The organism is Stenotrophomonas maltophilia, assembly GCF_013464915.1.
Taxonomy (GTDB): Bacteria; Pseudomonadota; Gammaproteobacteria; order Xanthomonadales; family Xanthomonadaceae; genus Stenotrophomonas; species Stenotrophomonas maltophilia_AT.
Window position 1 is genome coordinate 24,502 of sequence record NZ_RAVT01000052.1, and the last position, 22,885, is coordinate 47,386.

Consider the following 22,885-nt stretch of genomic DNA (forward strand, 5'->3'; position numbering starts at 1 on the left):
GGTTTCTCAATGTTCTCTCTGCAGACCATTTTCGGTTCCGGCAAACAGTTCTACACCCTGCTCGATGAGGCCGCCGTCGCGGCGTCCGACGCCGCCAAGGCGCTGCATTCCATGCTGCGCGAGGCCGACCGCCAGCCCGCGCTGGACGCCTTCAAGCTGGCCCGCCTGCGCGAGCGCGCGGCCTCGGACAAGATCAGCCAGGCGCTGGTGGACAGCTTCATGACCCCGATCGAGCGCGAAGACATCGAAGCGCTGGGTTCGGCGCTGTACAAGATTCCGAAGCAGATCGAGAAGTTCGCCGATCGCTATTCGCTGGCCACGACCCACCTGGAACACATCGACTTCGCGCCGCGCGCGGCGATGCTGGAACAGGCCGCCGGCGTGGTGGTGGAGATGGTGGCCGACCTGCGCCACATGAACCTGGACCGGATGACCGCGCTGAACGAGAAGCTGCGCTCGCTGGAGAACGAGGCCGACCGCCTGATGCTCGAGCTGTACCGCGACATCTATTCCGGCCGCCTGGACAACCTGCAGATGTTCCTGCTGAAGGAATTCTTCGAGATCCTGGAAAAGGCCATCGACCGTTGCCGCGAGGCCGGCGTGGTGGCGTACCAGATCGTGTTGAAGAACAGCTGACGGACGCCGCCGCATGTTGACCCTTGTCCTGGTGGTGATCCTGGCCGCGCTCGTCTTCGAGTTCATCAACGGCTTCCACGACACCGCCAACTCCATTGCCACCGTGGTCGCGACCAAGGTGCTCTCGCCCGGCTGGGCGGTGATGCTGGCCGCCTTCATGAACCTCATCGGTGCGCTGACCGGTACCGCGGTGGCGCTGACCATCGCTTCTGGCCTGCTCAACACCAACGTGGTCGACGTCACCCCGCAGGTGATCCTGTGCGCCCTGCTGGGCGGCATCATCTGGAACCTGATCACCTGGTGGAAGGGGCTGCCGTCGTCGTCCTCGCACGCCCTGATCGGTGGCCTCTGCGGCGCCGGCCTGGCCGCGGCCCACAACAACTGGGACGCGCTGATCTGGTCCGAGCGCCTGGGCAGCTGGGCGCAGAACAAGGGCCTGCTGTGGAAGGTGTTCGTGCCGATGATCACCTCGCCGATCGCGGGTTTCCTGCTCGGCATCGTGGTGATGGTGCTGCTGTGGGGGCTGATCGCCGGCCTGGCCAAGATCGGTGGCGCCATCGGTCGCCTGGCCCGTCCGCGCATCGTCAATGCGTTCTTCGGCAAGGCCCAGATCGCTTCGGCGGCCTACATGGGCTTCGCCCACGGCCACAACGACGCACAGAAGACCATGGGCATCATCGCCATGACACTGATCGGCGCAGAAGCCGCCGGCGCACTGAACGATCTGCCGTCCTGGCTGGCCTTCATGCACCCGGACGCGCACGCCGGTGACGGCATCGCCATGTGGATCGTACTGACCTGTGCGGTGGTGATGGCCGCCGGTACCGCTTCGGGCGGCTGGAAGATCATCAAGACCCTGGGCCACAAGATGGTCAAGCTGCACCCGATCCACGGTTTCGCCGCGGAGACCAGCTCGGCCACCATCCTGACCCTGGCCGCCCACTTCGGCATGCCGGTCTCGACCACGCACAGCATCTCCACCGCGATCATGGGTGTCGGCTTCGCCAAGAACCCGCGCTCGCTGAAGTTCGGCGTGATCGAACGCATCGTCTGGGCCTGGATCCTGACCATCCCGGCGGCAGGTGGCTGTGCCTACCTGATCCTGAAGCTGTTCGAGCTGTTCGGCTGGACCTGATGCCAACGGCCTTGGGGTCAGAGCCCTTTCCCTGCGGGAAAGGGATCCGACCCCGGTAAACGAAAAAGCCCGCCGGATTCCGGCGGGCTTTTTTCATGGGCAGATCACTATCCGTATCAAGCGTGTCGACCAAGGTCGACACCTACCAAGCAGAGCCAGGGTCAGATTCCGTGCCGACCAACGGTCGGCACCCGCCAACAGCAGCGGGAAATTGTCGAAGGCGGGGTGGGGCCGGTTGCGGGGGTGTGAGCGGCATGGATGCCGCGACCAAGCCCCCATGGACGGGTTCACGGCGTCCCCCGCAACCGGACCCGCCCCGCCTACCCACGGAATGCCAGCTTCTGCAGTTGCCGTTGCAGTTGCCGTTGATTCGGCGGGTGCCGGGCCGCAGGCCCGGCCAAATCCCTTAGTTACGCTGGAACAGCGCCTGCACATCCTTCCGGAACGCCGCCTGGCTGTCCGCCCGGCTGTAGAACATGTGCCCGCCCGGATAGCTGCGCACCTGCACCCGGTCCGGATTGCTGCCCATCGTCGGCATCTGGTCCACCGTCAGGATCGAACCCATGAACGGGCACGACAGGTCATTCCAGCCGTGCACGATCAGCACCTGCAGGTGCGGGTCGATCGCCACCGCCTGGCGCAGCTGGGTCACCGCACCCTGGCGCAGTTCGCCGTTGCGGTCCCACAGCCGGTTCACCTCGTAGTTCAGCGCCTGGTAGCGCGCATCCACCTTCCAGCCGACCACGCGCGTCACGAAGTCGACCATCGCGGTGGTGGTCGGCGCGATGATACTGTCCAGCAGCGGATCGTTGGCGCGCTGCTCCGGATCGTTCGGGAACGGATCGAACGCAGTCACATTGGAATCGTAACGGCTGCCCAGCGTGCCCTTGTCGCGGAACACTTCGCGCAGGTAGGCCTGGGTTTCAAGACGGCCACCGGCACGGCGCACGAACTGCGGGTCAAGCCCGGTCAGCTCGGTCACCCGGCGCAGCATCGCCTCGGTCGCCTGTGGATCACTGCGGCCCTTCATCAACGCGGTGGCGTAGTCGCCGCGGGTGTACTCGACCACCTCGCGCATCGCCGCGTCGGTCAGCCTGCCCTGGCGCTCCAGGTGCGCGGCCGCGATCGACGGCAGCGTCTGCATCCATGCCATCGGCGAGACGTCGGCATTGTCTTCCAGCGTCGGGCTCAGGTAGGGCGATACCAGCACCAGGCCGTTCATCGCCACGCCCAGCCGGGTCTGCAGGAAGTGGGTGATGCGCGGGCCGCGATAGCCGCCGTAGCTCTCGCCGGTCAGGTACTTGCGTGACGCCATGCGCTGGTTGCGCAGCAGCCAGTCGTAGATCGAGCGCGACAGGTACTCGATGTCGGCGCTGGGGTTGTACAGCTGCTTCTTCGCCTCGTCATCGCCGATGCGCGCGCGGCTGAAGCCGGTGCCGACCGGATCGATGAACACCAGGTCGGTGAAATCCAGCCAGGTACCCGGGTTGTCATGCAGGGTGGCCGGCGCCGAGGCGCTGTCGCCCTCCGAACCGAAGGTGACCACCTTGGGCCCGATCGCGCCCATGTTGAGGTAGACCGATGAGGCACCGGGGCCGCCATTGAGCGCGAAGGTCACCGGCCGGTCCTTGCCCGGCATCGTGTAGGCGGTGAACACCACATCGGCGATCACCTTGCCCTTCTCGTCGCGCACCGGCAGGGTGCCGACGGTGGCGGTGTAGTCGAGGGTGCGGCCGGCCAGGCGCATGCTCTGGCGCGCTGACGCATCGGCGGGCAGTGCAGGGGCTTCGGTCCTGTCGTCTTTCGAGTCAGGCTGGGTGTCAGCGGCGGGCGCGGCCAGCACGCTGGTGGGGGCGATGAGCAGGCCGACGCAGAGCGCGGCAGTGTGCAGCAGGGACTTCATGGCACCGGATCGGCAGCGGAAGGGGGTTCCGATGCTAGGCCGGTGGAGTGCCATGCCGTATGTGTCCAAAGGCATGGCCACGTGCTGCTGCGGCTTGCGGCCAGATTGGGTCAAACGGGCAGGGTGGTTGCCGCTTCGTCGTTGGCCAACAGGCCGTAGACGGCCGAGTCCGAAAGCTCGCCCTGGATGCGCCAGCGCTGGCGCAGCACCCCCTCGCGGTGGAAGCCCAGGCGGTCAAGCACATGTGCCGAGGGTACGTTGCGTGGATCGATCTCGGCTTCGATGCGGTGCAGGTGCAGGGTGCGGAACAGATAGCCCAGCATCTGCTGCAGGGCCTCATGCATGTAGCCCTGGCCCTGGCGGTCGGGCGCCAGCAGATAGCCGATCTCGGCCCGCATGGCCTCGCGATCAATGGCGAACGCAACGCAGATGCCCAGCAGTGGGCCGTTGGGTGATTCGCGCACGGCCAGCTTCAACTGGGTACCGATGGCGTGCGCAGCAAGATCGTCGTCGATCTGTTCGCGGGCTTCGGCCGGACGCGTCCAGGCCGGGTGGTTCCACCAGCGCATCACGTCGGGATTGGATTGCAGCGTGAACAGCGCGGCCGCGTCGTCACGGCGGATCGGGCTCAGCACCAACCGCGCGCTGTGCAGCGGCAGGGCGGGGAACAGCAACGAGTGGCTGGCCAATACGATGGTCCACACGGGTGGACGCGCATTATGGCGCCGCCGGGTTTGCCGATGGCGGCGGGATGGCCGGGGTCGGAGCCGCTTCCCCCGGGGAAACGGATCCGACCCCGCGCCGGCATCAGACTTCCAGCGATGCCAGATCGCCCTTGCTCTCCAGCCAGCCCTTGCGGTCGGAGGCACGCTTCTTGGCCAGCAGCATGTCCATCAGCGAACTCGTCTGTTCGCGATCGTCCACGGTCAGCTGCACCAGGCGGCGCGTATCCGGGTGGATGGTGGATTCACGCAGCTGCGGCGGGTTCATCTCGCCCAGGCCCTTGAAGCGGGTCACGTTGATGGCGCCCTTGATCTTCTCACGTTCGATCTTGTCCAGCATCGAGCGCTTTTCTTCCTCGTCCAGGGCGTAGAACACCTGCTTGCCCACGTCGATGCGGAACAGCGGCGGCATCGCCACGAACACGTGGCCGGCATCGACCAGCGCCGGGAAGTGCTTCAGGAACAGTGCGGTCAGCAGGGTTGCGATGTGCAGGCCGTCGGAGTCCGCATCGGCCAGGATGATGACCTTGCCGTAGCGCAGGCCGCTGATGTCATCCTTGCCCGGGTCGCAGCCGATGGCGATGGCCAGGTTGTGCACTTCTTCCGAGGCCAGCACGCTGTTGGACGAGACTTCCCAGGTGTTCAGGATCTTGCCGCGCAACGGCATGATGGCCTGGAAGTCCTTGTCGCGGGCCTGCTTGGCGCTGCCGCCTGCCGAATCACCTTCCACCAGGAACAGCTCGGTACGCGACAGGTCCTGGCTGATGCAGTCGGCCAGCTTGCCGGGCAGGGCCGGGCCCTGGGTGACCTTCTTGCGGACGACCAGCTTCTCGGTCTTCAGGCGCGCGCTGGCGCGCTCGATGGCGATCTGCGCGATCTTCTCGCCCAGCTCCACGTTCTGGTTCAGCAGCAGGCTGAAGGCATCGTGGGCGGCGCCTTCAACGAAACCGGCCGCCTGGCGCGAGGACAGGCGTTCCTTGGTCTGGCCGCTGAACTGCGGGTCGGTCATCTTCAGCGACAGCACGAACGACACGCGGTCCCACACGTCTTCCGGGGCCAGCTTGACGCCACGCGGCAGCAGGTTGCGGAAGTCGCAGAACTCGCGCAGCGCCTCGGTCAGGCCGGTGCGCAGGCCGTTGACGTGGGTGCCGTGCTGGGCAGTGGGAATCAGGTTGACGTAGCTTTCCTGTACCAGCTCGCCTTCCGGCAGCCAGGCCACGGCCCAATCCACCACCTCGGTGTCCTTCTTGAGGTTGCCGACGAACAGCTCGGCCGGCAGCGATTCGCGCTCGCCCAGTTCCAGCTTCAGGTAATCGCGCAGGCCGTCTTCGTAGTACCAGGTGTCGACTTCACCGGTGGCCTCGTCGGTCAGCTTGACGGTCAGGCCCGGGCACAGCACCGCCTTGGCGCGCAGCAGGTGCTTGAGCGCGCGCACGGCGAACTTGGGCGTATCGAAGTACTTCGGGTCCGGCCAGAAGCGCACGCGGGTACCGGTGTTCTTCTTGCCGACGCTGCCGACCACTTCCAGCGGGGTGGCACGGTCGCCGTTGCGGAAGGTGATGCGGTGCTCGGCACCTTCGCGCTTGATGTGGACTTCCACCAGGGTCGACAGCGCGTTGACCACGCTGACGCCCACGCCGTGCAGGCCGCCGGAGAAGGTGTAGTTGTTGTTGCTGAACTTGCCGCCCGCATGCAGGCGGGTGAGGATCAGCTCGACACCCGGGATCTTCTCTTCCGGATGGATGTCCACCGGCATGCCGCGGCCGTCATCGCTGACCTCCACGCTGCCGTCCTTGTACAGGGTGATCTCGATCGAGCGGGCGTGGCCGGCGAGGGCCTCGTCCACCGAGTTGTCGATCACTTCCTGCGCCAGGTGGTTCGGGCGCGCGGTGTCGGTATACATGCCAGGACGGCGCTTGACCGGGTCCAGGCCGGACAGGACTTCAATATCGGCGGCGTTATAGCGTGCGTTCATCTATCTTCAAAGCGCGGAGCGACGCGCAAGTGTGCGGTGTGGACGGGGATTTTGCACGCCTGCGGTTCAGCCTCGGCGGCGGGGAGGGGGTAAAATGGCAGTCGCTGGAATCTGAACGCCGGCGGCCCCGTTGGGTCGAAACATCCAAGCCATACCGCGAGGAGGACCTCATGAAGAAGTTGCTGACCATTGCGATCCTGGCCGCTGCCGCCGTTGCAGTGCCGCTGGTGGTGGCGCAGAACGCCGGCCAGCCGGCCCCGCAGCAGGGTGACCAGGCCGACAAGGCACAGGCCGAAGCCGATGCCAAGGCCAAGCGCCGCGCCCAGGCCAATGCCGAAATGAAGGCGCAGGGCCAGCCGGCCCCGCAGCAGGAAGAGGAAGAAGAGGCGAGGAAGAAGAAGTAATCCTTCCACCCTCCGAAGCCCTTGCCGCAAGGGATTCGCCCCCCGACGCCCCGCTCAGCGGGGCGTTTCTTTTGGGTGATGGCCGCAACTGCCTCTTGGGTTGGCGGCCATCAATCTGTAAACTATGGCTTTCCGGGAGTAAGTGCGTGTCCACCCTTTGCGAATGGGCTGGCACGGCCATGCGTGGTCGCCAGCAATGCGGGTCGCAGGTGACGGTCGATATGACCGGCACGGCCGCCCCGACCTCGCAGGGTGGTCCCCGTCCGGCGCCTGCCGCCGCACGGCCCAGCATCTCCCTCGCTGCCCCAGCGAACCGGAAAACCCCCTTCAAGCTCCATGCCCGCCCTCCGGGTGCGCGTGGTGCTGCCGTTTTCCATTTCCAGACAGGATGCTTGCAGCCATGACTCCCTTGATTTTCGTAACCGGCGGCGTGGTGTCCTCGCTCGGCAAAGGCATTGCCGCTGCGTCACTGGCCGCCATTCTCGAAGCCCGTGGCCTGAAGGTCACGATGATGAAGCTCGACCCGTACATCAATGTCGACCCGGGCACCATGAGCCCGTTCCAGCACGGTGAGGTCTACGTCACCGACGACGGCGCCGAGACCGACCTCGACCTGGGCCACTACGAGCGCTTCGTGCGCACCCGCCTGAGCCGCAAGAACTCGGTCACCACCGGCCGCATCTACGAGAACGTGATCCGCAAGGAGCGCCGCGGCGATTACCTGGGCGCGACCGTGCAGGTCATTCCGCACATCACCGACGAGATCCGCCGCTGCATCGATGAAGCCACCGAAGGCTACGACGTGGCGCTGGTCGAGATCGGCGGCACCGTCGGCGACATCGAGTCGCTGCCGTTCCTGGAAGCGATCCGCCAGGTGCGTACCGAGCGCGGCCCGGAGAAGGCGCTGTTCATGCACCTTACCCTGGTGCCGTACATCGGCGCCGCCGGCGAGCTGAAGACCAAGCCGACCCAGCACTCGGTGAAGGAACTTCGCTCGATCGGCATCCAACCGGACGTGCTGCTGTGCCGCTCCGAGCAGGCCGTGCCGGATTCGGAGCGCCGCAAGATCGCGCAGTTCACCAATGTCTCCGAGCGCGCGGTGATCAGCGTGCCGGACGTGGACGTGCTGTACCGCATTCCGTCGGGCCTGCACGCGCAGGGCCTGGACGAGATCGTGGTCAACCAGCTGAAGCTGGCCGACAAGGTGGGCCCGGTCGACCTGTCGATGTGGGAGGACGCGGTCGACGCGACCCTGCATCCGCTGGACGAAGTGACCATCGCCGTGGTCGGCAAGTACGTCGATCACCAGGACGCCTACAAGTCGGTCGGCGAAGCCCTCAAGCACGGCGGCCTGCGCCAGCGCACCAAGGTCAACCTGAAGTGGCTGGAAGCACAGGACCTGGAAGGCACCGACATGGCTGCACTGGCCGATGTCGACGGCATCCTGGTGCCGGGTGGCTTCGGTGACCGTGGTTTCGAAGGCAAGGTGCTGACCTCGAAGTTCGCCCGCGAGCAGCAGGTGCCGTACTTCGGCATCTGCTACGGCATGCAGGCGGCCGTCGTCGACTATGCGCGCAACGTGGTCGGCCTGGAGGGCGCCAACAGCACCGAGAACGACCGCCAGTCGCCGAACCCGGTGATCGGCCTGATCACCGAATGGCGCACCGCCACCGGTGATGTCGAGAAGCGCGACGACAAGAGCGACCTCGGCGGCACCATGCGCCTGGGCCTGCAGGAACAGCGCCTGAAGCCGGGCACGCTGGCCCGCGAGCTGTACGGCAAGGACGTGGTTGCAGAGCGCCACCGCCACCGTTACGAGTTCAACAACCGTTACCGCACCCAGCTGGAAGATGCCGGCCTGGTGATCGCCGGCAAGTCGATGGACGACACCCTGGTGGAAGTGGTCGAACTGCCGCGTGACGCGCATCCGTGGTTCCTGGCCTGCCAGGCGCACCCGGAATTCCTGTCCACGCCGCGTGACGGCCACCCGCTGTTCATCGGTTTCATCCGTGCCGCGCGTGAGCGCAAGGCCGGCGGCAAGCTGCTTTCCGAAGCGCGCGCCTGACTTGTGAATGGGGGCTTCGGCCCCCATCCTGCATGCTTCAACCCCCAGCGCACCGGCCCGGCCGGTGCTGCGGACAACAAGGAAACGCCATGAAACTGTGTGGATTCGAGGTCGGGCTGGACCAGCCCCTGTTCCTGATCGCCGGCCCCTGCGTGATCGAGTCGATGCAGCTGCAGCTCGATACCGCCGGCAAGCTGAAGGAGATCACCGACAAGCTCGGCGTCAACTTCATCTTCAAGTCCAGCTTCGACAAGGCCAACCGCACTTCGGGTACCGCCTTCCGCGGCCCGGGCATGGAGGAGGGCCTGAAGGTCCTGGCCGAGGTCAAGAAGCAGATCGGCGTGCCGGTGCTGACCGACGTCCACGAGTACACCCCGATGGATGAAGTGGCCTCGGTGGTGGACGTGCTGCAGACCCCCGCGTTCCTGGTCCGCCAGACCGACTTCATCCGCAAGGTGTGCTCGGCTGGCAAGCCGGTCAACATCAAGAAGGGCCAGTTCCTGGCGCCGTGGGACATGAAGCCGGTCGTGGAGAAGGCCAAGGCCACCGGCAACGAGCAGATCATGGTCTGCGAGCGTGGTGCCAGCTTCGGCTACAACAACCTGGTCAGCGACATGCGTTCGCTGGCGGTGATGCGCGATACCGGTTGCCCGGTGGTGTTCGACGCCACCCATTCGGTGCAGCTGCCGGGCGGGCAGGGCACCAGTTCCGGCGGCCAGCGCGAGCACGTGCCGGTGCTGGCCCGTGCCGCCGTGGCGGTGGGCATCTCCGGCCTGTTCGCCGAGACCCATCCGGACCCGTCCAAGGCGCTGTCCGATGGCCCCAATGCGTGGCCGCTGGACCAGATGGAAGCCCTGCTCGAGACCCTGATGGAACTCGACGCAGTGACCAAGAAGCACGGTTTCTCGCGCTTCGCGTGAGTCGTGACCCGTGGCTGGCGCTGGAGACCCGGCGCCGCCGCCGGCACTGGAAACAGTGGCCCTGGGGCCTGATTGCACTGGGCCTGGCCGTGCTGTTCACCGTGGGCATGTTCGGGCTGGTGTTGATCGGCGCAGCGTCCGTGCGGTCGCCGGGTGATGGTGGCAGCGCGCTCAATCTGCGCGCGTACTTCATCGCGCTGATGGTCGCAGAGTTGGTAGCGGCCGTAGGCTGCGTCGCTGCGGCCGTACTGGCCTGGCGCCTGAACCGTGGCAAGGTGGCCGCCGGCCTGGCGATCATCCTGCTGTCGCTGTGGTTCGGCGCCCTGTTCTACGGATTGCTTTGATGAATACGACCGCGTCGGCGCGCGGCTGGCCCTGGGGGCTGATCGCTCTGGGCCTGGCCGCGTTGACCTGGATGGCCCTTGTGGTGGGCGTGCTGGCTTTCACGGCCGGCTTCCGGCCGCCGGGGGACGGAAACAACGGCGTGCAGGCCGCGCAGTGGTGGCTGCTGGGCGCGTTGGTCACGATGGTGCTGTCCTTCCTGGGTTGCCCGGTGGCGATGGTGCTGGCCTGGCGTCGGCAGCGTGGCCCCATCCTGGCGGCGATTGCCGGTGCATTGCTGGTGATGCTGGTATCGATGGTCCTGATCGTGATCGGGTCCAGCTGGGGCTGAAGCCTGGGGCTGAAGCCGCCTGCGCCATTTGGCAAGTGGCGGGCAGCCGGGGATAATCACGCGGCATTCGTTTTGTCGCCCCCTCTCCATACAGGTAACCGGCCCGACCATGAGTACGATCCGCAGCATCCACGCCCGTGAAATCCTCGACAGCCGTGGCAACCCCACGCTGGAAGCCGAAGTCATCCTGGAGGACGGTTCGTTCGGTCGCGCCGCGGTTCCCTCCGGCGCCTCGACCGGCACCAAGGAAGCGGTCGAGCTGCGTGACGGCGACAAGACCCGTTACCTGGGCAAGGGCGTGCGCAAGGCCGTAGACAACGTCAACACCACCATCGCCAATGCGCTGAAGGGCTTCGAGGCCACCGACCAGGACGGCCTCGACCGTCGCCTGATCGACCTCGACGGCACCGAGAACAAGGGCCGCCTGGGCGCCAACGCGCTGCTGGGTGTTTCGATGGCCGCCGCGCACGCCGCCGCCGCATCGAGCAAGCAGGCGCTGTGGCAGTACCTGGCTGCAAAGACCGGCGTGACCCCGTCGCTGCCGGTGCCGATGATGAACATCATCAACGGTGGCGCGCATGCCGACAACAACGTCGACTTCCAGGAGTTCATGGTGCTGCCGGTGGGCTTCACCTCGTTCTCCGAAGCGCTGCGCGCCGGCACCGAGATCTTCCATTCGCTGAAGTCGGTGCTGAAGGGCCACGGCCTGAGCACCGCCGTGGGCGACGAAGGCGGCTTCGCACCGGACTTCCGCAGCAACGTCGAAGCGCTGGACACCATCCTCGAAGCGATCGGCAAGGCTGGCTACACCGCCGGTGAAGACGTGCTGCTGGGCCTGGACGTGGCCTCCAGCGAGTTCTTCGAGAACGGCAAGTACAACCTGGTGGGCGAGAACAAGCGCCTGACCTCCGAGCAGTTCGTCGACTTCCTCGCCGACTGGGCCGCGCAGTACCCGATCATCACGATTGAAGACGGCCTGGCCGAGAACGACTGGGCTGGCTGGAAGCTGCTGACCGACCGCATCGGCAAGAAGGTGCAGCTGGTCGGTGACGACCTGTTCGTGACCAACCCGAAGATCTTCCAAGAAGGCATCGACTCGGGCACCGCCAACGCGATCCTGATCAAGGTCAACCAGATCGGCACCCTCAGCGAGACCCTGGAAGCGATCGCCATGGCCGATCGTGCCGGCTATGCCGCCGTGGTCTCGCACCGTTCCGGCGAAACCGAAGACACCACCATCGCCGACATCGCCGTGGCCACCACCGCCACCCAGATCAAGACCGGCTCGCTGTGCCGCAGCGATCGCGTGGCCAAGTACAACCAGCTGCTGCGCATCGAGGAAGCCCTCGGCGCCGGCGCGCGTTACGCCGGTCGTGACGCGTTCGTTTCGCTGAAGCGCTGAGCCGATGCGCGACTGGCGCTGGATGCTGCTGGTGCTGGCCCTGCTGCTGGGCTGGCTGCAGTACCGCTTCTGGTTCGGTCCGGGCAATTCGGGCGAAGTGATGATGCTCGAAGCCCAGGTCGCCAACCAGGAGCGGGACAATGAGGGCCTGCAGCAGCGCAATGATGCGCTCGCTGCGGAAGTGAAGGACCTCAAGGAAGGCCAGTCCGCCATCGAGGAACGCGCGCGCAGCGAACTGGGCATGATCAAGCCTGGCGAAAAGTTCTACCGCGTGGTCGAGGATGCGCCGGTCCACCCGGCGCAACCTGCGGCAGGTGTCAGTGCGCAGGTCGGCGAACACCCGGCGGACGTGCCATGAGTGCGGCGATCTGGGTCGTGGTTCCGGCTGCTGGCCGTGGCACCCGCTTCGGTGCGCCGTTGCCCAAGCAGTACCTGCAGGCAGGTGGACAGATCCTGCTTGCCCATACCCTGGACGCGCTGCTGGCGCACCCGGCCGTGGCCGGGGCGATGGTGGTGATCGGCCAGGACGACGCCGACTGGCCCGGCTGGAACGAGTGGGCGGGCAAGCCGGTGCTGACCTGCATCGGTGGTGCGACCCGTGCCGCTTCGGTACTGGCTGGCCTGCAGGCACTGCCGGAGACGGTGCGCGCCGATGAGTTCGTACTGGTCCACGATGCCGCGCGGCCGAACCTGTCGCCGGCCGATCTCGGCCGCCTGCTCGAGGTCGGCCGTGCCGACCCGGTCGGCGCAATCCTGGCTGCCCCGGTGCGCGACACGCTCAAGCGTGCGGGTGACGACGGTGGCATCGATGGCACCGAGCCGCGCGAACGCCTGTGGCGCGCACTGACCCCGCAGCTGTTCCGTCGGCATCAGCTCAGCCGCGCGTTGTCCGAAGCCGCGGCCGCCGGTGTCGAAGTCACCGACGAGGCGATGGCCATGGAGCGCCAGGGCCAGCGCCCGCTGCTGGTGGAAGGCAGCGAGGACAACTTCAAGGTCACCACCCCGGCCGATCTGGACCGGTTCGAATTCGTACTTTCCCGCCGCGCCGACTGATCGTCCGCGCGGCCCTGCTGCAAGGGTTGCATCCATGAGCACCGCACCGTTCCCGCCCGTCCGCATCGGCCAGGGCTACGACGTCCATGCCTTCGGCGAAGGCGATCACATCATGCTTGGCGGCGTGAACGTTCCACACAGCTGCGGCGTGCTTGCGCACAGCGATGGCGACGTGATCCTGCACGCCTTGTGCGATGCGATGCTCGGTGCGCTGGCGCTGGGTGACATCGGCCAGCATTTCCCGCCAAGTGACGACCGCTGGAAGGGCGCCGACAGCAGTGATTTCGTGCGCCATTGCGACGGTCTGCTGCGCGAGCGTGGCTGGCGCGTCGGCAACACCGATATCACCGTGATCTGCGAGCGGCCCAAGGTCGGCCCGCATGCCCTGGCCATGCGTGAGCGCATCGGCGAGCTGCTGCAGTTGCCGCTGGATGCGGTCAGCGTGAAGGCAACCACGTCGGAGAAGCTGGGTTTCACCGGGCGCGGTGAAGGCATTGCCGCACAGGCGGTCGTGTTGCTGGTGGCGGCATGATTCCGCTGCCGCTCGCGTTCGGTGCGCCGTTGTTGACGGCGCGCATCCGCACCACGCCGGAAGATTTCCAGGTCGACGAGCTGCCGGCCTTCGAGGCTACTGGTGAAGGCGAGCACCTGCTGCTGCATATCCGCAAGCGCGGCGCCAACACGGTGCATGTGGCCAGGCTGCTGGCCAAGTGGGCCGGCCTGCCGGAAATGGCGGTGAGCTACGCGGGCATGAAGGATCGCCACGCGGTCACCACCCAGCGTTTCAGCGTGCACCTGCCCAAGCGCGTTGCGCCGGACCTGGCCGAGCTGGCCGGTGACGAGATCGAAGTGATCGAGTCCACCTGGCACAACCGCAAGCTGCAGCGTGGCGCACTGGCTGGCAACCGCTTCAAGCTGGTGCTGCGCGAGGTGCAGGGCGATGCCGCGGCGATCAACGAGCGCCTGCAGCAGATTGCCGAGCGTGGCCTGCCGAACTGGTTCGGCGAACAGCGCTTCGGTCGCGACGGCGGCAACGTGCCGGCGGCATTGGCGATGTTTGGTGGCCGCCGCATGCGCAAGGACCAGCGTTCGCTGCTGCTGTCGGCGGCGCGTTCGGCACTGTTCAACCGCGTGCTGGCCGCGCGCGTGGAACAGGGCAACTGGGATCAACCGCTGGATGGCGAAGTGTGGATGCTTGATGGCAGCCGCAGTGTGTTCGGTCCCGAGCCGTACACCGGCGTGCTGGCCGAGCGCCTGGCGCGCTTCGACATCCATCCCAGTGCACCGCTGTGGGGCGAAGGTGAGCTGCGCAGCGCCGACGCGGCACGTGAGCTGGAGCTGGCCGCGCTGGACGATGAGGAATCGAAGGCGCTGCGGGCTGGCCTGGAAGACGCGCGCCTGAAGCAGGAACGCCGCGCGCTGCGCCTGCGCCCGGCGCTGCTGCAGCACCAGTGGCTGGCCGATGACGTGCTGGAGCTGTCGTTCGCATTGCCGCCCGGCTGCTACGCCACCGCCGTGCTGCACGAGCTCGGCCCGGTCGAAGACGCCTCGCAGGCCTGAGCAGGCGGGCGGGGGGTAGAGTCGACTGTTAGTCGACTATCGCGCGCAGCGCGGGCTTTTCGCGCGCTGCCGCAAGAAGCAGTCGACTAACAGTCGACTCTACCGGACCGTCGCCGCCGGGTTAGTCACCGCCGCGCCAGCAGCACCAGCACCGCGCCGGTACCGCCCTGTCCGGTCGGCGCCGAATGGAACGCCAGTACGTCGTTGCGCAGCCGCAGCAGGCGATCGACCAGATTCTTCAGTACCGGCGCACCGCCATCGGACTGCAGGCCCTTGCCGTGGATGATACGCACGCAGCCGTATTCGTGTGCATGCGCCTCCAGCAGGAACTGGCGCAGCAGCGTCTCCGCCTGCGCGGCGGTGGCACCATGCAGGTCCAGTTCGTCCTGCACCGAATACTGGCCGCGCTTCAGGCGCTGGAACAGGCGCGGTGGCAGGTTGTCGCGGCGATAGCTGGCCACGTCGCCCGCTTCCAGCGGGGTGCTGTCGCGCAGCAGCCGGGCGAACTCGCCCGCCGCTTCGGCCTCGTCGCGTTCGGCCATGCGCGCGCGCGGCTTCGGCCGGGGCGCGGCGGGGGCCGGCTCGGCATCCTTGCGCAGCGGCGTCACTTCGCCGATGGCCGCACGGAACAATGCGGCCGGATCTTCGTCTTCAGGGTGCGACATGCGCACAGGGTAAACCGCCGGCGCAGGTCTGCCTATGACGGTTCGATGCCGGTCGTGACCGCCGGCAGGGTAGGACCGGCGGCTCGCATGCGGCACAATAGATGATGCCCTTGCAGGGTCGACGGCTTCCGCAGGGAGCACGACGGTCCCGCCCACACTGCACGGTGACGGAATCGAATTCTTGGAAAATCAAGCGGTTAAATCGAAGATGCGAATCCTGGTGAGTAACGACGACGGTGTCGACGCCGCAGGCATCCGGATGCTGGCCTCGGTGCTGCGCGAGGCTGGGCACGAAGTCACGGTGGTCGCACCCGACCGCGATCGCTCCGGCGCCAGCAACTCGCTGACCCTGGACCTGCCGATCCGCCTCAAGCGCATCGACCATTACACCGTCTCGGTGGCCGGTACGCCCACCGACTGCGTGCACCTGGCGCTGACCGGCCTGCTTGAATTCGAGCCCGACATTGTCGTGTCCGGCATCAACAACGTCGCCAACCTCGGCGATGACGTGATCTATTCGGGCACTGTCTCGGCGGCGATGGAAGGTCGTTTCCTCGGCCTGCCGGCGGTCGCTGTTTCACTGGTCAGCCGCAACCACGACCCGAAGCATTTCGAAACCGCTGCGCGTGCCGCGGTCGAGATCGTCACCCGCCTCAAGGCCGATCCGCTGCCCGCCGACACCATCCTCAACGTCAACGTGCCGGACCTGCCGTGGAACGAAGTCAAGGGCTTCGAGGTCACGCGCCTGGGCAACCGCCATCGCGCTGAAGGCTGCATCGCGCAGAAGGACCCTCGCGGCAACGAGGTCTACTGGATCGGCCCGGCCGGTCGTGAGCAGGACTCCGGCCCCGGCACCGATTTCCACGCGGTACGCACCGGCCACATCTCGATCACTCCCATCCAGGTCGACCTGACCCGCTACCAGGCCCTGGAGAAGGTGGCCAGCTGGGTCGGCGGCCTCAGCGCCGCGCTGGACCAGCCGGCATGAGCCCACGCCTTCGCCTGCAACCGGAAGCCGTTGGTATCGGCATGACCTCGCAGCGCGTGCGTGACCGCCTGGTCGATCGCCTGCGCGAGGCCGGCATCGTCGACGAGGCGACCTTGAATGCGATCCGGGTGGTGCCGCGTCATCTGTTCATCGACGAAGCGCTGGCGTCACGCGCCTATGAAGACACCGCCCTGCCGATCGGTCACGGCCAGACCATCTCACAGCCGTGGGTGGTGGCGCGCATGACCGAAGCCGTGCTGCAGGTCTCGCCGAAGAAAGTGCTGGAAGTCGGTACCGGCTCAGGCTACCAGGCTGCCGTGCTCGGCGCGCTGGGCCTGGAAATCTACACCGTCGAGCGCATCGGCGACCTGCTGCGACAGGCGCGCAAGCGCTTCCGTGCGCTGGGCATGAACATCCGCACCAAGCATGACGACGGCCGCGCCGGCTGGGCCGAGCACGGTCCGTTCGATGCCATCGTGGTTACCGCCGCAGCGCCCGCACTGGTCGACGAACTGGTCGGGCAGCTGGCCGAGGGCGGCCGCCTGGTGGCGCCGGTCGGCGGGCCGGGCGGGCAGTCGCTGGTGCAGCTGGACCGCAAGGCCGACGGCAGCATCGAACAACGCGTGCTGGCGCCGGTCACCTTCGTGCCGCTGCTGTCCGGCATGCTCGACTAATCCACGGAGCAGGGTTGCATGAAGATTTTCGGGCCGCTGTACGAGCGGGCGATGAAGTGGGCAGCGCACGAACGCGCGCCGACCTACCTGACGGTGCTGAGCTTCTTTGAAGCGATCATCTTCCCGGTGATGCCGGAGGTGATGCTGGCGCCGATGTGCGTGGCCCAGCCCAAGCGCGGCTGGTGGTTCGCCACGCTCAGCCTGGCCGGCTCGATGGTCGGCGCCGTGGTCGGCTACGCGCTGGGCCACTTCGCCTTCGAGGCGATCAAGCCGCTGTTCGAAGCGCTGGGCATGCTTCCGGCGATCGAGCAGGGCATCACCACCGTGCAGGCCAAGATGACCGAGTCGCCGTGGGCGGTGTTCACCTTCCTGGTGCTGGGCGGCTTCATGCCCATCCCGATGAAGGTCTTCACGTGGGCATCGGGTATCGTCGGTGTACCGATGCCGCAGTATCTTTTGAGCATGCTGATCGGTCGTGGCAAGCGCGTGTACGTGCTGGCCGCGGTCATCCGTATCGGTGGTGCGCGTGCCGAAGCGGCGCTGCGCCGCTGGATTGAACCGCTGGGCTGGATCGCCACCGCATTGGTGGTGGTGCTGATCGCCTGGCTTGTATGGAGGTCGAAGTTCGCATGAGTCCTGATCGTCTGAGCAAGGGAGTGCGCATCGGCGCGCTGGCGTTGCTGGTTTCCACCCTGGCCGCCTGCGGCACCGCCACCGTGGTCCGCCCGGGCGGCGGCAGCACCGGTGGCGTGAGCACGCCGAAGACCTCGGTGCCCAAGCCCGGGCAGACCGTGGTCGTGCGCAAGGGCGATACCATCTATGCGCTGGCCCGCATCCACGACATCACCCCGGCCGACCTGATCGCCTGGAACAGCCTGGACAACCCGTCGACCATTCATCCGGGCCAGGTGATCCGCCTGTATCCGGCCGGTGCCAGCGGTGGCCGCGCGCCGACCACGGTGGTGACGCCGCCGCGTTCCGGTGGCAGCACGGGCAGCACCGCGCCGACCACCGCCCCGGTGGGCCCGGTGAAGAGCAACATCGCCTGGCGCTGGCCGGCCGATGGCGCCATCGTCGGGCGCTACGTTGCCGGTGACGCAACCAAGCAGGGCGTGGACATCGCCGGCACCAGCGGCCAGGCGGTGAAGGCCACCGCCAACGGCGTGGTGGTGTACTCCGGTGCGGGCCTGGTCGGCTACGGTGAGCTGATCATCATCAAGCACAGTGATCAGTGGCTGTCGGCCTATGGCCACAACCGCAAGCGCCTGGTGAATGAAGGCCAGAGCGTGAAGGCCGGTGAGCAGATCGCCGAGATGGGCCGTACCGGTGCGAACCGCGACATGGTCCATTTCGAGATTCGTTACAACGGCAAGCCGGTCGACCCGCAGCAGTATCTGCCGGCGCGCTGACGCAGGCAGATACGGGTAGCGCCGGGCCATGCCCGGCGCTCCGGACCTGTAGAGCCGAGCCGATGCTCGGCTGCCTTTCGCCGCGACGCGGACATCTGCGATCTGGCGTGTCGCAGAATGATCTTCACGGCGAATGGAATGCACGGCATTCTTGGGCGGACCCTGCCGACCCGGTGCCCCATGTCCCGCCTTGCCTCCGCTCTCGTGCTGCTCATCGTCGCGCCGCTGGCCATTGCGGCCAGCGATCCACACGAGGTCGCCTCCCGCTTCTACGCCGCCCTGCAGGCTCGTGGGCCAGACCAGGGCGCGATCGCGCCGCTGCTGGGCGATCCTCTGCGCGCCGCCATCGATGCGCAGCGTGCATATGAACAGGCGTGCTCCGCGCTGGCGGCGCCCGACGAAAAGCCGCACATGCTGGACCGGAGCACATATCTGATGGCGCCGGATCGGCCGGAAACGGTAAAGGTGGGGCTGCCCGCGACCAGCGGCGATGCCAGCTGGGTGCCCGTCGAAATGGCGATAGGCGACTATCGCTGGACCGACCGGGTCCTGCTGCAAAGGCAGGGCGAGTACTGGAAGGTCATGGATATCCGCTGGGGCCAGGGCGGCAACCTGATCGGGCGGCTGAAGGACTTCTCGGCCTTCCGTTGTACCGCCACGCACGGGTAGCGCCGGGCCATGCCCGGCGGCGCCACGTCAGCCTTCGAGAATGAAGGCCGCCGCGACCTTGCGGCCTTCGCCGGCCAGGATGTTGAAGGTACGTGCGGCGGCTGGATTGTTCATGACTTCCAGGCCGATCCCGCGCGACAGGCAGGCGGCCATCACCACCGCTGGCGGGAACACCTGGCGGTCACCGGTGCCAAGCACGATCAGTGCCGGGTTCAGCGCCAGGATCGGTTCCAGGTCGGCCGGCTGCAGCGCGCTGGCGCTGACTACCGGCCATTGCGTGACCAGCTGGTCCGGGGTGAGGAAGAAACTGCTGCCCAGCACCTGGTCATTCACCTTGGCCGAGCGGCCATCGGCGGCGCGCAGGCTGTAGGCGTAATCCGGCGGTTCGTGGTTCAGCTGCATGGCAGTGGGGCGATCAGCCGCGCGGCAGCACGATCTGGCGCTGTTCCTTGCTCGGGCGGTACAGCACGGCGACGTGGCCGATGCGCTGCACCAGCGCGCTCCCGGTGGCTTCGACGATCTCGCCGATCATCACGTCACGGGCGTCGCGGTCTTCGGCAGCGACCTTCACCTTGACCAGCTCGTGGCGCTCCAGCACTTCGTTCAGCTCAGCGATGAAGGCCGGGGTCACGCCCTTGCCGCCGGTCTGCAGCAGGGCCTTCAGGTCGTGGGCTTGGCCGCGCAGGAAACGGGTCTGGGAGGCGGTCAGGGCGATGGACATGCAGGAAAAGACGGTTGAATGGGGCGATCAGGGTATCATGAGGACCCCATCAGCCCCTATTTTCAATGGCTACCCGCAGCAAAAGCAGCCAGCGCTGGCTCAAGGAACACTTCTCCGACCCCTTCGTGAAGAAGGCACAGGCCGAAGGCATGCGCTCGCGTGCCGCCTACAAGCTCGAAGAGCTGCTTGAACGTGACCGGTTGCTGAAGCCGCACATGGTGGTGGTCGACCTCGGTGCGGCCCCGGGCGGTTGGTCTCAGCAGGTGCGGAGACAGATCGGCGACACCGGCCGCGTGCTGGCCCTGGACATCCTGGACATGCCGCCGCTGGCCGGCGTGGAGTTCCTTCATGGTGACTTCAGGGAAGAAGCCGTCCTATCGCAGTTTGAAGCCATGCTCGGGGATCAGCCGGTAGACCTTGTGCTGTCGGACATGGCCCCCAATAAGAGTGGTGTGGGCGCGGTTGACCAGCCGCGGATGATGCACCTGGCGGAGCTGGCCCTGGATTTTGCCGACAACCACCTGAAGACCGGTGGGGCGTTCCTGATCAAGCTGTTCCAGGGTGAAGGCTTTGACGACTACGTGCGCGACATGCGCCGCCGGTACGACAAGGTCTCCATCCGCAAGCCGGAAGCGTCGCGCAAGCGCTCCCCCGAGGTGTATGCCTTGGGTCAGGGAAAACGCGCCCACATGAAGTAAGCTCGCAACGTACGCAAGTTCGACCCCAACGCAACGCCAGCACTGAGAGGAACACCGGAGCCAATGAGGATGAACGACTTGACCAAGAACCTCCTGCTATGGGTGGTCGTCGCCGTCGTGCTGATGGTGGTCTTCCAGAGCTTCTCGCCCAAGACCTCGGGGGCTGGGGCGCAGGGCGCTTCGTACTCGCAGTTCCTGGACCAGGTGGACACCGGCAACGTACAGAAGGTCGCCTTCGGCGGCGATACGCGCGGTGGTACCAGCCAGATCACCTACACCACCCGCGGTGGGCAGTCGTCCACCATCACCGCGCCGTTCGATCGTGACCTGATCAACGTGCTGCGTACCAAGAACGTGGAAATCGTGCAGGAGGAGCCGTCCAGCGGCATTTCCCTCGGTGCGATCCTGATGAATTTCCTGCCGGTCATCCTGATCATCGGCTTCTGGTTGTTCATCATGCGCCAGATGCAGGGCGGTGGCGGCGGTGCCAAGGGCGCGATGTCCTTCGGCAAGTCGCGCGCCAAGCTGCAGGGCGAAGACCAGATCAAGGTCACCTTCGCCGACGTCGCCGGTTGTGACGAGGCCAAGGAAGAAGTGGGCGAGCTGGTCGACTTCCTGCGCGATCCGTCCAAGTTCACCAAGCTGGGCGGCAAGATTCCGCGCGGCGTGTTGATGGTCGGCCCGCCGGGTACCGGCAAGACGCTGCTGGCCAAGGCCATCGCCGGCGAAGCCAAGGTGCCGTTCTTCTCGATCTCCGGTTCGGACTTCGTGGAAATGTTCGTAGGCGTCGGTGCCAGCCGCGTGCGCGACATGTTCGAGCAGGCCAAGAAGCACGCCCCGTGCATCATCTTCATCGACGAAATCGATGCCGTCGGTCGCCATCGTGGTGCCGGCCTGGGTGGCGGTCATGACGAGCGCGAGCAGACCCTGAACCAGCTGCTGGTCGAGATGGACGGTTTCGAAGGTGGCGAAGGCGTGATCGTGATCGCCGCGACCAACCGTCCGGACGTGCTGGACCCGGCGCTGCTGCGTCCGGGCCGTTTCGACCGCCAGGTCGTGGTCGGCCTGCCGGACGTGAAGGGCCGCGAGCACATCCTGAAGGTGCACATGCGCAAGCTGCCGCTGGCCGACGACGTCGAGCCGATGGTGATCGCGCGTGGTACCCCGGGCTTCTCTGGTGCCGACCTGGCCAACCTCTGCAACGAGGCTGCCCTGTTCGCTGCACGTGGCAACGAGAAGGAAGTCCGCATGGACCACTTCGACCGTGCCCGCGACAAGATCCTGATGGGTGCCGAGCGCCGCTCGATGGCCATGAGCGAGGAGGAGAAGACCCTCACCGCCTACCACGAAGCCGGCCACGCCATCGTTGGTCGTCTGGTGCCCGAGCATGATCCGGTCTACAAGGTCACCATCATCCCGCGCGGCCGTGCGCTGGGTGTGACCATGTACCTGCCGGAAGGCGACAAGTACTCGATGAACCGCGTGGCGATCAAGTCGCAGCTGTGCTCGCTGTACGGTGGTCGTGTGGCCGAGGAGCTGATCTTCGGTGCCGACAAGGTCACCACCGGTGCCTCCAACGACATCGAACGCGCTACCAAGATGGCCCGCAACATGGTCACCAAGTGGGGCCTGTCCGACCAGCTCGGCCCGATCGCCTATGGCGAAGAGGACGACGAGGTGTTCCTGGGCCGTTCGGTCACGCAGCACAAGAGCGTCTCCAACGACACCGCGCGCCGCATTGACGAGGAAGTGCGCAACATCCTCGACGAGGCCTATGCGCGTACCACCGAGCTGATGACGGCCAACCTGGACAAGCTGCACGCGATGTCCCAGCTGCTGCTGCAGTACGAGACCATCGATGCGCCGCAGATCGACGCCATCATGGAAGGCCGTGATCCGCCGCCGCCGGCCGGCTGGAACAAGTCGAACAAGGACGGTGGCGACGACAAGGGCGGCGACGCCCGTCCGCTGCCGCCGATCGCAGGCCCGGCCGAATCGCACTGACGGCCCGCTGCATGTAGCACCAGACGAGGCCGGGGCAACCCGGCTTCGTCGTTTCCGGGCCCCCGGCCCATCTGCTGAACCGAACTGACGCTGGAGTCTGCATGTCCGCCCCGAAGCCCGAACCGATTTCCCACACCGTCGAGATGGTCATCGCCACCGTGGTTGGCGTGGGCGTAGGGCTGGGTGCCGACAACCTGCTGCTGGGCTGCGTGGTGGGTATCGGAGTCGGCATCGTGCTGAGCATCGCCAGGACCCTGTACGTGGACCGCAAGCGCCGCCGCCGTTGAGGGTGTCGGCAGGGCTGCGCCCTGCACCCGCGGTAGTGCCGGCCGCTGGCCGGCAACCTCAGCAGCAACAGCAACAGCGACAGCGGCATTCCGTGATTTGGCGGGGCGGTGTCGGAGGGCGGGGACGCCGTGAACCCATCCATGGGGGCTTGGCAGCCGCATCCATGCGGCTGACACCCCGCCCTCCGACACCGCCCCACCTCTGACAGATTCCGGGAGCTGTTGGTAGGTGTCGACCTTGGTCGACACATCTGTCAGATATCGATGTACAAGAATGGGGTCAGATMCGTTTTMCGGAGGAAAAMGGATMTGAMCCCAAWAG

The 22,885-nt window shown here is 66.5% G+C and carries 26 protein-coding genes; 20 read left to right on the forward strand and 6 right to left on the reverse strand.

The features are described from left to right. Positions 1-9: 9 nt before the first annotated feature. Positions 10-636 carry a DUF47 domain-containing protein gene (locus D7T59_RS17455; RefSeq protein WP_004152833.1) on the forward strand — a complete coding sequence of 209 codons (627 nt, stop codon included), beginning with the start codon at positions 10-12 and terminating at the stop codon, positions 634-636. Between the two features lie 13 nt (positions 637-649). After that, positions 650-1,771 carry an inorganic phosphate transporter gene (locus D7T59_RS17460; RefSeq protein WP_180851591.1) on the forward strand — a complete coding sequence of 374 codons (1,122 nt, stop codon included), beginning with the start codon at positions 650-652 and terminating at the stop codon, positions 1,769-1,771. A 406-nt stretch (positions 1,772-2,177) separates the two neighbouring features. On the opposite strand, the gene D7T59_RS17465 is transcribed toward D7T59_RS17460, so the two are convergent. The 3 genes from D7T59_RS17465 to parE form a co-directional block, all read right to left on the reverse strand. Next, the gene (locus tag D7T59_RS17465; RefSeq protein ID WP_164138878.1) at positions 2,178-3,674 is read right to left on the reverse strand and encodes a S10 family peptidase; all 1,497 of its coding nucleotides are present in this window, start codon (positions 3,672-3,674) and stop codon (positions 2,178-2,180) included. A 110-nt stretch (positions 3,675-3,784) separates the two neighbouring features. Beyond that, entirely contained in the window at positions 3,785-4,363 is a 579-nt protein-coding gene (locus D7T59_RS17470; protein WP_164138888.1) for a GNAT family N-acetyltransferase, read from the reverse strand. 118 nt (positions 4,364-4,481) lie between these two features. Next, a complete protein-coding gene (gene parE / locus D7T59_RS17475; RefSeq protein ID WP_164138876.1) occupies positions 4,482-6,371 on the reverse strand; it encodes a DNA topoisomerase IV subunit B in 1,890 nt (629 codons plus the stop codon). Positions 6,372-6,541: 170 nt separating this feature from the next. Between parE and D7T59_RS17480 the strand changes: the two genes are divergently transcribed. From D7T59_RS17480 to truD, 10 genes are all read left to right on the forward strand, one after another. Beyond that, on the forward strand, positions 6,542-6,775 hold the full coding sequence (locus tag D7T59_RS17480; RefSeq protein WP_049429546.1) for a hypothetical protein: 234 nt from the start codon (positions 6,542-6,544) through the stop codon (positions 6,773-6,775). 400 nt (positions 6,776-7,175) lie between these two features. Continuing rightward, positions 7,176-8,840, forward strand: a complete 1,665-nt coding sequence (locus tag D7T59_RS17485; RefSeq protein ID WP_106548957.1) for a CTP synthase — start codon at positions 7,176-7,178, stop codon at positions 8,838-8,840. An 89-nt stretch (positions 8,841-8,929) separates the two neighbouring features. Further along, a complete protein-coding gene (kdsA, locus tag D7T59_RS17490; protein WP_019338187.1) occupies positions 8,930-9,760 on the forward strand; it encodes a 3-deoxy-8-phosphooctulonate synthase in 831 nt (276 codons plus the stop codon). Continuing rightward, positions 9,757-10,104, forward strand: a complete 348-nt coding sequence (locus D7T59_RS17495; protein WP_180851593.1) for a hypothetical protein — start codon at positions 9,757-9,759, stop codon at positions 10,102-10,104. The genes kdsA and D7T59_RS17495 overlap by 4 nt, the downstream gene beginning before the upstream one ends. Next, positions 10,104-10,433 (forward strand): hypothetical protein, encoded by a 330-nt coding sequence (locus D7T59_RS17500; protein ID WP_180851595.1) that lies wholly within the window; start codon positions 10,104-10,106, stop codon positions 10,431-10,433. The genes D7T59_RS17495 and D7T59_RS17500 overlap by 1 nt, the downstream gene beginning before the upstream one ends. Positions 10,434-10,542: 109 nt before the next feature. Further along, positions 10,543-11,835, forward strand: a complete 1,293-nt coding sequence (eno, locus tag D7T59_RS17505) for a phosphopyruvate hydratase (protein ID WP_106548954.1) — start codon at positions 10,543-10,545, stop codon at positions 11,833-11,835. Positions 11,836-11,839: 4 nt separating this feature from the next. Next, positions 11,840-12,193, forward strand: a complete 354-nt coding sequence (gene ftsB / locus D7T59_RS17510) for a cell division protein FtsB (RefSeq protein WP_164138871.1) — start codon at positions 11,840-11,842, stop codon at positions 12,191-12,193. Continuing rightward, the gene (gene ispD, locus D7T59_RS17515) at positions 12,190-12,888 is read left to right on the forward strand and encodes a 2-C-methyl-D-erythritol 4-phosphate cytidylyltransferase (RefSeq protein WP_164138869.1); all 699 of its coding nucleotides are present in this window, start codon (positions 12,190-12,192) and stop codon (positions 12,886-12,888) included. Before ftsB ends, ispD begins: the two co-directional genes overlap by 4 nt. A 34-nt stretch (positions 12,889-12,922) precedes the next feature. Beyond that, positions 12,923-13,420: a 2-C-methyl-D-erythritol 2,4-cyclodiphosphate synthase gene (gene ispF, locus D7T59_RS17520; protein ID WP_164138868.1), complete on the forward strand. Its 498-nt coding sequence runs from the start codon at positions 12,923-12,925 to the stop codon at positions 13,418-13,420. Next, positions 13,417-14,448: a tRNA pseudouridine(13) synthase TruD gene (gene truD, locus D7T59_RS17525; protein WP_180851597.1), complete on the forward strand. Its 1,032-nt coding sequence runs from the start codon at positions 13,417-13,419 to the stop codon at positions 14,446-14,448. Before ispF ends, truD begins: the two co-directional genes overlap by 4 nt. A gap of 125 nt (positions 14,449-14,573) precedes the next feature. Here the strand turns inward: truD and D7T59_RS17530 are convergent, their stop codons facing one another. Then, the gene (locus tag D7T59_RS17530) at positions 14,574-15,113 is read right to left on the reverse strand and encodes a Smr/MutS family protein (protein WP_005409007.1); all 540 of its coding nucleotides are present in this window, start codon (positions 15,111-15,113) and stop codon (positions 14,574-14,576) included. Positions 15,114-15,321: 208 nt separating this feature from the next. On the opposite strand from D7T59_RS17530, the gene surE reads away from it, so the two are divergent. The 5 genes from surE to D7T59_RS17555 all read left to right on the forward strand — a co-directional run bounded on the left by surE (position 15,322) and on the right by D7T59_RS17555 (position 18,853). Then, positions 15,322-16,101, forward strand: coding sequence for a 5'/3'-nucleotidase SurE (gene surE / locus D7T59_RS17535; protein WP_180851599.1), 780 nt, complete (start codon positions 15,322-15,324; stop codon positions 16,099-16,101). Beyond that, complete coding sequence (locus tag D7T59_RS17540; protein WP_164139442.1) at positions 16,098-16,775, forward strand: protein-L-isoaspartate(D-aspartate) O-methyltransferase; 678 nt, start codon at positions 16,098-16,100, stop codon at positions 16,773-16,775. The genes surE and D7T59_RS17540 overlap by 4 nt, the downstream gene beginning before the upstream one ends. Before the next feature lie 18 nt (positions 16,776-16,793). Further along, on the forward strand, positions 16,794-17,408 hold the full coding sequence (locus tag D7T59_RS17545; protein WP_180851601.1) for a YqaA family protein: 615 nt from the start codon (positions 16,794-16,796) through the stop codon (positions 17,406-17,408). Next, positions 17,405-18,184 carry a peptidoglycan DD-metalloendopeptidase family protein gene (locus tag D7T59_RS17550; protein ID WP_180851603.1) on the forward strand — a complete coding sequence of 260 codons (780 nt, stop codon included), beginning with the start codon at positions 17,405-17,407 and terminating at the stop codon, positions 18,182-18,184. Before D7T59_RS17545 ends, D7T59_RS17550 begins: the two co-directional genes overlap by 4 nt. Before the next feature lie 180 nt (positions 18,185-18,364). Continuing rightward, positions 18,365-18,853: a YqhG/Tai3 family protein gene (locus D7T59_RS17555; protein ID WP_180851605.1), complete on the forward strand. Its 489-nt coding sequence runs from the start codon at positions 18,365-18,367 to the stop codon at positions 18,851-18,853. 27 nt (positions 18,854-18,880) lie between these two features. On the opposite strand, the gene D7T59_RS17560 is transcribed toward D7T59_RS17555, so the two are convergent. Further along, positions 18,881-19,255, reverse strand: a complete 375-nt coding sequence (locus D7T59_RS17560; protein WP_164139434.1) for an Mth938-like domain-containing protein — start codon at positions 19,253-19,255, stop codon at positions 18,881-18,883. 13 nt (positions 19,256-19,268) lie between these two features. Beyond that, complete coding sequence (yhbY, locus tag D7T59_RS17565) at positions 19,269-19,574, reverse strand: ribosome assembly RNA-binding protein YhbY (RefSeq protein WP_164139432.1); 306 nt, start codon at positions 19,572-19,574, stop codon at positions 19,269-19,271. A gap of 65 nt (positions 19,575-19,639) precedes the next feature. Here yhbY and rlmE point away from each other — a divergent pair, with 65 nt between their 5' ends. The 3 genes from rlmE to D7T59_RS17580 all read left to right on the forward strand — a co-directional run bounded on the left by rlmE (position 19,640) and on the right by D7T59_RS17580 (position 22,563). Continuing rightward, on the forward strand, positions 19,640-20,272 hold the full coding sequence (gene rlmE / locus D7T59_RS17570; RefSeq protein WP_005409014.1) for a 23S rRNA (uridine(2552)-2'-O)-methyltransferase RlmE: 633 nt from the start codon (positions 19,640-19,642) through the stop codon (positions 20,270-20,272). Between the two features lie 69 nt (positions 20,273-20,341). Beyond that, positions 20,342-22,276: an ATP-dependent zinc metalloprotease FtsH gene (gene ftsH / locus D7T59_RS17575; RefSeq protein WP_164139430.1), complete on the forward strand. Its 1,935-nt coding sequence runs from the start codon at positions 20,342-20,344 to the stop codon at positions 22,274-22,276. 101 nt (positions 22,277-22,377) lie between these two features. Then, the gene (locus D7T59_RS17580) at positions 22,378-22,563 is read left to right on the forward strand and encodes a hypothetical protein (protein ID WP_164139428.1); all 186 of its coding nucleotides are present in this window, start codon (positions 22,378-22,380) and stop codon (positions 22,561-22,563) included. The last annotated feature ends 322 nt before the right edge of the window (positions 22,564-22,885 follow it).